This is a genomic window from Streptomyces sp. NPDC091377 (assembly GCF_044757045.1).
GTDB lineage: Bacteria > Actinomycetota > Actinomycetes > Streptomycetales > Streptomycetaceae > Streptomyces.
Map to the genome: position 1 here is coordinate 489,034 of NZ_JBIVUE010000007.1, position 9,916 is coordinate 498,949.

Genomic DNA, 9,916 nt, shown 5'->3' on the forward strand with positions numbered 1-9,916 from the left:
CGGGGCGCGTCGGGTGCCGGCCATCGTGGCGTACCGCCGGGCGGGTCCCGTTCCGGTCAGCGATCAGGCGGCGGCACCGGCGGGTCGAGGTCGGGAAAATGCCGGAGGATCTCCACCTCCACGGCGCTCAGCGGAACATCCGGACACAGCCGCTCCGGATGGCCCGGCGGCGGCCCTCCGGGGGGCGGCTCGGACTCGACGGGCGGGATCCACACCCATATCCGGCCGAAGGCGATCAGGGATTCCTGCGCCGCGCGGAGCAGCCAGGCGTACAGGGAAGCCATTCGTGCAGGATGTTCCGCCCCACCAAAGCCCGGCCAAAGCCGTCAGGTGGAGCGCACCCGGGCCGCACAAGTGGATATCCGGACTCTGGCAATCCGGATTCATCACCACAGGAGGTGCGCTCGCCGGCTCACGAAAATGCAGACAGCCCGGATAATCTAGCGAAAATCGGGCGCGGTTTTCCGCCACTGCGAGAAGGCGGCCTTGCAAATCCACCCGCGGTGGTTATCTTGTGGCCGAGATGCATGGTGCGGTCGAGCTTTTCGGCCAAGAGTTGCTCATGGCTTGCGTGCCCACAGTACGCAGGCCCACGGGGGTGAGTATTCCGTAATGGTTTTCGTGAGTCGTGAGAAAGAACTCGGATTACTGAAGGCAGCTCTTTTCAGTTGTGGCCGCGGCCCCTCTAGAACCATCGTCGTCACCGGCGACGCAGGCGCCGGAAAAAGCGCGCTGTTGCACGCCTTCACCGAACACGCCATGACCGCGAAATTCACGGTGCTCAGCGCTCAGGGCAGAGCGGTGACCGCCGACCCGCCCCTCTCCCTGTTCCACCAGCTGGCCGCGCAGTTGCCGGTGTCGCCGCCGGAGCGCGGGACCGTGCCCACCTCGCCGGCCGTGCAGTTCGCCACCGCGCTGCCCCGCGTGGCCGAGGGCGGCACCACGGTGGTCTGTGTGGACGACGTACAGGAGATTCCCTGGTCACAGCTGGATTTCCTGATCCAGACCGTCACTTGGCACCGGGACCGACGCATCCTGCTCGTCGTCACCGACCTGCCGCATCTGCCGCACCGGGAGGCGCCCGCCAAGACGGAGTTCCTGCGCCGCCCGTACACCGAGCACATCCGGCTGGGTCCGCTCGACACCCGGGCGGTCCGCGAGTTGATCGCGACGGAGAGCGACCCGCCGCACGATCGGTGGGTACGGCTGCTCCAGCATCTGAGCGGCGGCAGCCCTCTCCTGCTGAGCGCCCTGCTTGAGGACTTCAAGAACAGGGATATGACACTTCCGCCGAGCGAAACGGAACAGTCCACCGAACTGGCGATGTACGGGCAGGCAGTGATGTCCGTTCTGCGTCGTAGCGGTTGCGCTGCTGTGAAAATAGGCTGCCTGCTGTCGGTACTCGGCGATTCCGCCTCTCCGGAGCTGTTGTCCCGGATGAGCAGGATTTCCCCCTCTCTCATCGACGCGCAGCTCGCGTCTCTCCGGGATTCCGGTGTCATTGACGGAATGTCGTTCCGGCACCCGACCGCGCAGCGCACGGTTCTGTCGGACGTCGATCCGTCCGTGCGGACCAAGGTGCACATCAAGGTGGCCGCGGCCCTGTACAGCGCGGGGGCGCCCGCCACCGAAGTGGCCCGGCACCTGCTGGCCGCCCGGTCCACGAAGGAGCCGTGGCAGCGGACGGTGCTGCGCAACGCCGCGGAGACGGCCATGGGCGAGGAGGACACCCAGTTGGCCGTCCGGTGTCTCGAACTCGCCCTGGAGGACTGCCCCGAGGGAATCGACCGTATCGAGATCCACATGCGGCTGGCGCTGGTCGCCCTGCGGATGAATCCCACCACCGTGGAGGCCCGGCATCTGCCCGAGCTGATGGATGCCTTCCAGTCGGGCACGATGCCCGGCGCGGCCTGTGACGGGCTGGCGGACCTGCTCTTCGGCTGCGGCCGGCTGGAGGAGGCTTTCACCGTGCTGCAGAAGCAGGGGACGGAGACCAGCGCGGGGGACGTGCGGGCGGGCGACCATCCCAACATCGCCTGGCTGTGGGCCTGGTCCAGCTTCCGTACGCCCGTCGACGCGGACGAGCGGCCTGCCGCGTTCGCCGGTCGTACCGCGCAGGAGTCGGCCACGGCCCTCTTCCGGACCGCCGAAGGCAACTTCCTCATCGGCGACCGCGACGACTGGGCGACGGCGGCCGAGAATCTCCTGGAGGTCTCGGCCCTGTCCGACGCCACCGTCTGGTCCCTGTCCAGCGCGGTGAAGGCCCTGATCATCACCGACCGGCTGGAGTCGGCCTGGCGCTGGTGCGAGCGGATCGTCAAGGAGTCCGCCGAGCGCGAAGCCCCCGGCTGGGAGGCGGTCTTCGCCCTCCTCCAGGCTGTCGCGGCCCTGCGCCAGGGGAAGCTGACGGCCGGTCTGGACTGCGTCAGACGCGTGCAGCGCGTCATCACCGAACGCAGCAGCGCGATGGCCTGTGCCGCGGAGTCCACGCTCGCGGCCCTGTACATCGAGATGGGGCGCTACGACGAGGCCACCCGGGTGTTCGCCAAGCCGGTGCCGCCGGCGTGGGAGAAGAGCGTCTACTGGCTCAGCTATCTCCGGGCCCGCGGCTGCCTCTTCATCGCCACGAACCGGCCGCACGCGGGGCTGTCCGACTACCTGCGCATCGGCAAGCTGGCCGAGCGGTTCCATGTCGACCACCCGACGCTGGTGCCCTGGCGGCTGTTCGCCGCCGAGGCGTGGCTGGAGCTGGGGCACCCGAAGCAGGCGGCGTACCTGCTCGCGGAACACACGGCCGGCGGCCCACGCAAGTCCGGCCGGAACCAGGCCATGGCGCTGCGGCTGGAGGCGGCGCTGGCCGGGCCCCACGCACGGACGCGCCTGCTCCTCAAGGCCGTACGCGAGTTCCACGCGTCGGGCGACCGGCCGGAGCTGGCGAGAACCCTGATCGATCTGGGCGAGGCCCTGCGGGTACTCGAACACGACACGTGGGCCCAGCTCGCCCGGCGCACGGCGACAGCGATCGCCCACAGCTGTCTGCCGGGGGCCGCGCCCGTCCCCCGGCAGGAGGCGCGGCCCGAGCCGCCCGGCCCCGCGCCCCAGAAGCTCACCCGGGCCGAGCACCGGGTCGCCGAGCTGGTGGCCAAGGGGCTCACCAACCGCCAGGTGGCCCGCCGCCTCCACATCACCGCCAGCACGGTCGAGCAGCACCTGACCCGCATCTACCAGAAGCTGGGCATCACCCATCGCAAGGAGGTGGGCACCCGCCTGGGCAGTCGTACGGCGTGAACGCGCGGCCCGCGTCCGCGCGCTCGGCTCTTTAGCGGACCTTTGTCGGCCTTTCAACCGACGTCCCTACGGTCGCTGACGACAGAGGAGACCGAGTGCCCCAGGTGCGCTCTCAGCCGTGTGCCACGCGCTCTCGCACCCGGGAGGGCGGAGGAAGGCATGGCCACGGTGCCCACGGAGTTCAACGACAGGTGGCTGCGTCGCTTCGGCGCGGCCCGGCGGCCGAGCGTGCGGCTGGTCTGCCTGCCGCACGCGGGGGGCGCCGCGAGCGCGTTCCTCGCGCTGCACAGGGCACTGCCACCGTTCGTCGAAGGTGTGGCCGTCCAGTACCCGGGCCGTCAGGAGCGCCGCCACGAGCCGCCGCTTCGGGACACCCGCGCGCTGGCGGCCCGGATCGCCTCGGTGCTCGAACCGCTGACCGACCTGCCGCTGGTCCTGTTCGGGCACAGCATGGGCGCCGTCGTCGGTTTCGAGACGGCTGGGCTGCTGGAGCGCGGCGGCGTCAACGCGCCCATCGGGTTGATCGCGTCGGGCCGGCACTCCCCCGTGACACCCCGCCACGAGACGGTGCACCTGCGGGACGACGACGGGCTGATCGCCGAGATCACCGCGCTGAGCGGCACCGATCCGCAGATCCTCGCCGACCCCGACATGCGGGGCATGATCCTGCCCGCGCTGCGCGCCGACTACACGGCCGTCGAGACCTACCGCCGTGACCCGGAACTGGTCCTGCGCTGCCCGGTCACCGTCTACACCGGCATCAGCGATCCGCGGGTCACCGACGCGGAGGCACGGGCCTGGGCTCAGTTGACGACGGGCGGCTTCCGTGTCGAACGGTTCCCGGGCGGCCACTTTTACCTGGACGGCGCCGAACAGGCCGTGGCCGCCGCCCTCTCGCGCGACCTCCATGCCTTCGCGAACCACGCAGCGGCCACGACTCGTTGACCGTCCGTCGTGGGCCCGAACCCGGAAGGACCCCTTCATGAACACGATCGACGATCTTGTGGTGCTGATCCGTGACGAGCTGGGGCTGGCGGTGTCCGTCCAGGACGCCGAGCGGCCCCTCGACGAGATCGCCGGCTGGGACTCCGTGCACCTGCTGTGGCTGACCGCGGCCCTGGAACGGCGTACCGGCCGCAGCGTCTCCATGCCGGACCTGCTGGAGGCCGGGACCCTCGGGGGCATCTACCAGGTGGCGGTCGCGGCGTGAGCGGGTCACGGTTCCCCGCCGAGCGGCGGCACACCCTCTACCACTGCGACGAGATCCGCGCCGCGGCGCCCGTCTACCTCGACACCGAGGTGGACATGAGCGGCGTGCAGCGCCACCGGGAGGCGGCCCGCGACGCGGGGCACCGGTACTCGGTGGTGAGTTACGTCCTCCAGGCGGCGGGCCGGGTGCTGGCCCGCCACCCGGAGGCCAACGCGGCCGTCCGTGGCCGGCTGCGCCCCCGGATCGCGCGCTACTCCACCGTCAACGGCAAGGTGACCCTGGACAAGACCCTGGGTGGCCGACGTGTGGTGCTGGCGACCGTGGTGCCGGAACTGGAGCGGTCGAGCCTGGCGGGCGTGCAGCGGCACGTGGAGCGGTTCCGGGACGGAGATCCCGACCACATGCCGGAGTTCGCGCCGGTGCGCAAGCTGCACCGGCTGCCCGTGCCGGTCGGCCGGCTGCTGTTCCGGCTGGCCACCCGTTCCCTGGCACACCGCGGCGAGCTGGTCGGCACCGTCGCCGTCACCTCGCTCGGCCACCGGCCGGTGGACGGCTTCCAGTCGCTCGGCGGTACGACCGTCACGCTCGGCGTCGGTCGGGTGGTGGACCGTGTCGTCGTCCGTGAGGGTGCCGTCGTGGTGGCTCCGGTGATGCGGCTGAGCCTGGCGTTCGACCACCGTGTCATCGACGGTGCCGAGGCGGCCGACGTGCTGGCCGAGCTCAAGGAGTTCCTGGAGTCGTACGGGCCGCATGTCGCCGTCGGCGCGGACGGGGACGAGCCGGCCGCCTCCCGCGCGTCGGATCGCCGGCCGGCCGAGACCTCCGGCACCTGACCCCTCGTACGACCGCTCGCGCCTCGTGCCGCGGGTCCCGTTCCTGTGACGGGCCCGCGGCGTCGGTGTTTCCGGCCGCGGGCGCTCAGCCCCGGCCCAGTTCGCGGTCGATCAGCGCGAACATCTCCTCGTCACTGGCCGTGGACAGCTCGGCGTCGGCCCCGTCACCTTCCACGGCGGCGGCGTCGGGGGGTGTGTCCTCCAGCTGCCAGAGCAGCGACTTCAACCGCTTGGCGAACCTCGACCGCTCCTCCTCGCCGAGGGCACCCGCGGCCAGCTGCCCTTCGAGGGCGGCGAGGCTCTCCGTGCCGGGGGTGGGTCCGTCCTCGACGGCCGTGCCGGGCAGTTGCGTGCCGAGCAGTTCCGCGAGCGCCTCGGGCGTCGGGTTGTCGAAGACCGCGGTGGCGGAAAGACGCAGCCCGGTCGCCGAGTTGAGGCGGTTGCGCAGTTCCACCGAGGCCAGCGAATCGAAGCCGATGGTCTTGAACGTGGCATCGCGGGGCACGGTGTCCGACGACTCGTGACCGAGCACCACCGCGGCGTGCGTACGGACCAGCCGCACCAGTGCCTCGGCCCGCTCCGCCGGCGCCAGCGCGGCCAGTTGCGGGGCCTGTGTCCGGTCCCTCCCCACGGTCCCGTCCGTGCCCGCGGCGCGGCGCGCCACCGGCCGGACCACCTTGCTGAGTACGGCCGGCACGTCGGCGCCCCGCTCGGCGCGGGTGCCCAGCCGGGCCGGTACCACCACGGCCTCACCGAGCGCCATGGCGGCGTCGAAGAGCGCGAGGCCCTCGTCCGTGGCAAGCGGGAGGATGCCGCTGCGGCTCAGCCGGGCCACGTCGGCGTCGCCGAGGTGCCCCGACAGCTCGCTCTCCTGCGCCCAGTATCCCCAGCCCAGCGAGAGCGCCGGGTGACCGAGTGCCCGGCGGCGCTGGGCCAGGGCGTCCAGTCCTGCGTTGGCCGCGGCGTAGTTGCCCTGGCCCGCCGTGCCGAGGGTGCCCGCGATCGACGAGAACAGCACGAACCGGCTCAGGTCGAGGTGCCGGGTCAGCTCGTCCAGATGGCCGGCGGCCGTCACCTTGGGATCCAGGACCCGGTCCACGGCATCGGCGTCGAGCGCTTCGAGGGTGCCGTCGGCGGTCACCCCGGCCGCGTGGACGACAGCGGTCAGTGGATGCGCGTCCGGCACGCCGGCCAGCAGTCGCGCCACGTCCTCGCGTCGGGACACGTCGCACGCGGTGACCGTGACGGACGCCCCGAGCCGCGTCAGCTCGTCCCGCAGCCCGGCCGCTCCGGGCGCGTCGAGACCGCGCCGGCTGGTCAGCAGCAGCTGCCGCACACCGTGCGCCTCCACCAGGTGCCGGGCGACCTGCGCCCCCAGGGCACCCGTGCCGCCGGTGACCAGGAAGGTGCCGTCGGGGTCGGGAGGGGACGGTACGGTCAGCACGATCTTGCCGACGTGCCGTGCCTGGCTCATGAACCGGTAGACCTCGGGCGCCCGGTGTATGTCCCAGCTCCGCACGGGCAGCGGGTCGAGCACGCCCGCCTCCAGCAGCGCCACGATCTCGCCGAGCATCTGCCGGATCCGGTCCGGGCCCGCCTCCATCAGGTCGAACGCCTGATAGGTGACGCCCGGATGGCGGGCCGCGACCTCGGCGGCGTCACGGATGTCGGTCTTGCCCATCTCGATGAACCGGCCGCCCTCGGGCAGCAATCGCAGCGACGCGTCGACGAACTCCTTCGCCAGTGAGTTCAGAACGACTCGCATCCCCCCGCCGGACTCGTGCAGGAAGCGCTCGGCGAACTCCAGATCACGCGAGGACGCGATCCGCTCCTCGGCAAGGCCCATCTCCCGCAGCAGCCGCTGCTTCGCGGGGCCGGCGGTCGCGTACACCTGCGCTCCCCAGTGCCGGGCCAGCTGTACGGCGGCCATGCCCACGCCGCCGGCCGCCGCGTGCACCAGGACGGCGTCTCCTTCCTCCAGTCCACCGAGGTCGCGGAGCCCGTAGTAGGCGGTGAGGAAGACGACCGGCACGGAAGCGCTCCGCGCGAAGGTCCAGCCCTCCGGCATCCGCACGAGCAGGCGCTCGTCGGCGACCGCCACCGGCCCGAACGAGTGCGGCAGCAGCCCCAGCACGCGGTCTCCGGGAGCGAGTCCGGTCACTCCCGGCCCCACCTCCGTGACGACGCCGGCGCCCTCGCTGCCCATCACCCGCTCGCCCGGGTACATGCCGAGCGCCATCAGCACGTCCCGGAAGTTCAGCCCGGCCGCCCGCACCGCCACCCGCACGGTGCCGGGAGCGAGCGGTTCGGCCATCTCCTCGCAGGGCACCAGCTCAAGCGACTCGATGGTGCCCGGCTCCCTGGTGTCCAGCCGCCAGGTCTCGGCGTTCCGCGGCGGCGACAGGGGCGGATCCTCGTGCAGGGGAACGAGGTGGGGGGTGTGGAGGGTGGTGTCGCGGAGGGCGAGTTGGGGTGTGGCGGTGGTGAGGGCCTGGGCGAGGTGGGTGGGGTCGTCGTCGGTGTCGAGGAGGTGGATGCGGTCGGGGTTCTCGGTCTGTGCCGTGCGGGTCAGGCCCCACAGGGCGGCGTGTGCGGGGTCGACCGGGTCGCCGGGATCGAGGGCGTGGGCGTGGCGGGTCAGGACGGTCAAGGGGACGTCGGCCAGGCGGGGTTCGGTCAGGTACTGCTGGAGCAGGCTGAGCAAGGAGTGGACGGCCTCGCGCACGGGTGTGCCGGAGGGCGGGGCGTAGAGGACGGCTCGCGGCTGGTGGTCTGGGTGGTCGAGGAGAGCGGACAGGTCGGGGTAGTGGCGGGCCCCGGCCAGGCATTCCGGGGTGCCCAGGAGGGCCCAGCCGGCCAGGTCCGCCGGGTGGGTGGGCAGGGGCTGCGGGGTCCAGCGCAGGGTGTAGAGGTGGTCGGTGGCAGCCGGGGCGGCGGCCGGGGTGAGCGTCCGCAGGGTCAGTTCACCGATCTCGGCAACGAGCCCACCCTCACCGTCATACAGCGTGACCGCGACCGTGTCCTCGTCCATCTCACGTACGACCGCGCGTAGTTGAACGGCTCCCGTCGCATGCAGGGTGACGTCGGTCCATGCGAAGGGGACGCGTACGTCGGTGTGCTCGCTGTCCACGAGGAGGGTGTGCAGGGCCGCGTCGAGCAGGGCGGGGTGCAGGCCGAACATGTCGGGGCCGTGGCTGCCGGTGTGCTCCTCGGGCAGGGTGACCTCCGCACAGCGGACGGGACCGTCACGCCATACGGCGGTCAGACCCTGGAAGCCGGGGCCATAGGCATAGCCACGCTCGGCCAACTCCTCGTACGCGCCGGACAGGTCCACCGGCTGCGCGCCAGGAGGAGGCCACGCCCCCTGCCAGTCCCCGGCGGGTGTCTTCCCCTGCGGGGCGAGGCGTCCGGTGGCGCACCTGGTGTAGGGGCGTCCCTGGTCGTCGTCGGGGCGGGAATAGATCTCGACGCCTCGTCGGCCGTTCTCGTCCTCGTCAAAGGGTTCGACGGTGAGCTGGAGTTGCAGACCGCCGGCGGCCGGCAGCTCCAGTGGCGCCTCAAGGGTGAACTCCTCCAGCACCGGGCAGCCCGACTCGTCACCGGCCCGCAACGCCATCTCCACCAGCGCCGCGCCCGGCACCAACACCCGGCCCTTGACCTCGTGGTCCGCAAGCCAGCCGTGCGACGAGCGGGTGATGCGGCCCGTCAGCACCGTGGTGTCCGCGCCGGCGACCGTCACTGCCGCGCCCAGCAGACCGTGCCCGAAGGCCCCCAGCCCGAGCCCCTCCGGACCCCCGGCCGCACCCGACACCTCCAGCCAGTACCGCCGCCGCTGGAAGGCATACGTCGGCAACCCCACCCGACGCCCACCAGCACCCGCCAACACCGCACCCCAGTCCACCCCCACACCGGCCGCGAACACGGCACCCACACCCGACAACAACACCTCAGCAGCAGGCGCCCCCGCACCACGCGACAAGGCCACCCACGTCACCGACTCCTCCGGCACACACTCCTGCCCCATCACCGACAGAACCGCACCAGGACCCACCTCCACAAACACCGACACACCCGCCGAACGCGCCGCACCCACACCATCCGCGAAACGCACCGGCTCACGCACATGCCGCACCCAGTACTCCGGATCACAGGCCACGGCCGCGTCCATCAGCCCACCCGTCACATTCGACACCAACGGAACGGCCGGAGCGTGATACGTCAGCCCCCGCACCACCTCACGGAAATCCTCCAGCATCGGCTCCATCAACGACGAATGGAACGCATGCGAAACCCGCAACCTCCGCGCCCGACCACCCCCCGCCTCCCACCGGCCCACCACCTCGTCCACCACAGCACCCGACCCCGAAACCACCACCGACCGCGGCCCGTTCACCGCAGCCACCGACACCCCCGACACCCCCTCCAACAACACCTCCACCTCCCCCAGAGACCCCCGCAACGACACCATCACCCCACCCGACGGCAACGCACCCATCAACCGACCACGCGCCGCCACCAAACGACACGCATCCCCCAACGACCACACACCCGCACAGAACGCAGCCGCCACCTCACCCACCGAATG

6 protein-coding genes are annotated in these 9,916 nt (G+C 71.6%); 4 read left to right on the forward strand and 2 right to left on the reverse strand.

Translation table 11 applies throughout. From position 1 onward, the window contains the following. Positions 1 to 56: 56 nt before the first annotated feature. On the reverse strand, positions 57 to 284 hold the full coding sequence (locus tag ACIQNG_RS18925) for a DUF6059 family protein (RefSeq protein ID WP_401425097.1): 228 nt from the start codon (positions 282 to 284) through the stop codon (positions 57 to 59). A gap of 328 nt (positions 285 to 612) precedes the next feature. Here ACIQNG_RS18925 and ACIQNG_RS18930 point away from each other — a divergent pair, with 328 nt between their 5' ends. The 4 genes from ACIQNG_RS18930 to ACIQNG_RS18945 all read left to right on the forward strand — a co-directional run bounded on the left by ACIQNG_RS18930 (position 613) and on the right by ACIQNG_RS18945 (position 5,331). Then, positions 613 to 3,288: a LuxR C-terminal-related transcriptional regulator gene (locus ACIQNG_RS18930; RefSeq protein ID WP_401486280.1), complete on the forward strand. Its 2,676-nt coding sequence runs from the start codon at positions 613 to 615 to the stop codon at positions 3,286 to 3,288. A 159-nt stretch (positions 3,289 to 3,447) separates the two neighbouring features. Next, positions 3,448 to 4,233 carry a thioesterase II family protein gene (locus tag ACIQNG_RS18935; protein ID WP_401486282.1) on the forward strand — a complete coding sequence of 262 codons (786 nt, stop codon included), beginning with the start codon at positions 3,448 to 3,450 and terminating at the stop codon, positions 4,231 to 4,233. A 37-nt stretch (positions 4,234 to 4,270) separates the two neighbouring features. After that, positions 4,271 to 4,498, forward strand: a complete 228-nt coding sequence (locus tag ACIQNG_RS18940; RefSeq protein WP_401425105.1) for an acyl carrier protein — start codon at positions 4,271 to 4,273, stop codon at positions 4,496 to 4,498. Then, positions 4,495 to 5,331 (forward strand): 2-oxo acid dehydrogenase subunit E2, encoded by an 837-nt coding sequence (locus ACIQNG_RS18945; protein ID WP_401486285.1) that lies wholly within the window; start codon positions 4,495 to 4,497, stop codon positions 5,329 to 5,331. The genes ACIQNG_RS18940 and ACIQNG_RS18945 overlap by 4 nt, the downstream gene beginning before the upstream one ends. Before the next feature lie 85 nt (positions 5,332 to 5,416). Here ACIQNG_RS18945 and ACIQNG_RS18950 read toward each other — a convergent pair whose 3' ends face one another. Then, positions 5,417 to 9,910 carry an SDR family NAD(P)-dependent oxidoreductase gene (locus ACIQNG_RS18950; protein WP_401486330.1) on the reverse strand — a complete coding sequence of 1,498 codons (4,494 nt, stop codon included), beginning with the start codon at positions 9,908 to 9,910 and terminating at the stop codon, positions 5,417 to 5,419. Positions 9,911 to 9,916 lie beyond the last annotated feature (6 nt).

Coding starts and splice junctions, on each gene's coding strand:
- ACIQNG_RS18925 (WP_401425097.1), bottom strand. CDS start 284: ATGGCTTCCCTGTACGCCTGGCTGCTCCGCGCGGCGCAGGAATCCCTG.
- ACIQNG_RS18930 (WP_401486280.1), top strand. CDS start 613: ATGGTTTTCGTGAGTCGTGAGAAAGAACTCGGATTACTGAAGGCAGCT.
- ACIQNG_RS18935 (WP_401486282.1), top strand. CDS start 3,448: ATGGCCACGGTGCCCACGGAGTTCAACGACAGGTGGCTGCGTCGCTTC.
- ACIQNG_RS18940 (WP_401425105.1), top strand. CDS start 4,271: ATGAACACGATCGACGATCTTGTGGTGCTGATCCGTGACGAGCTGGGG.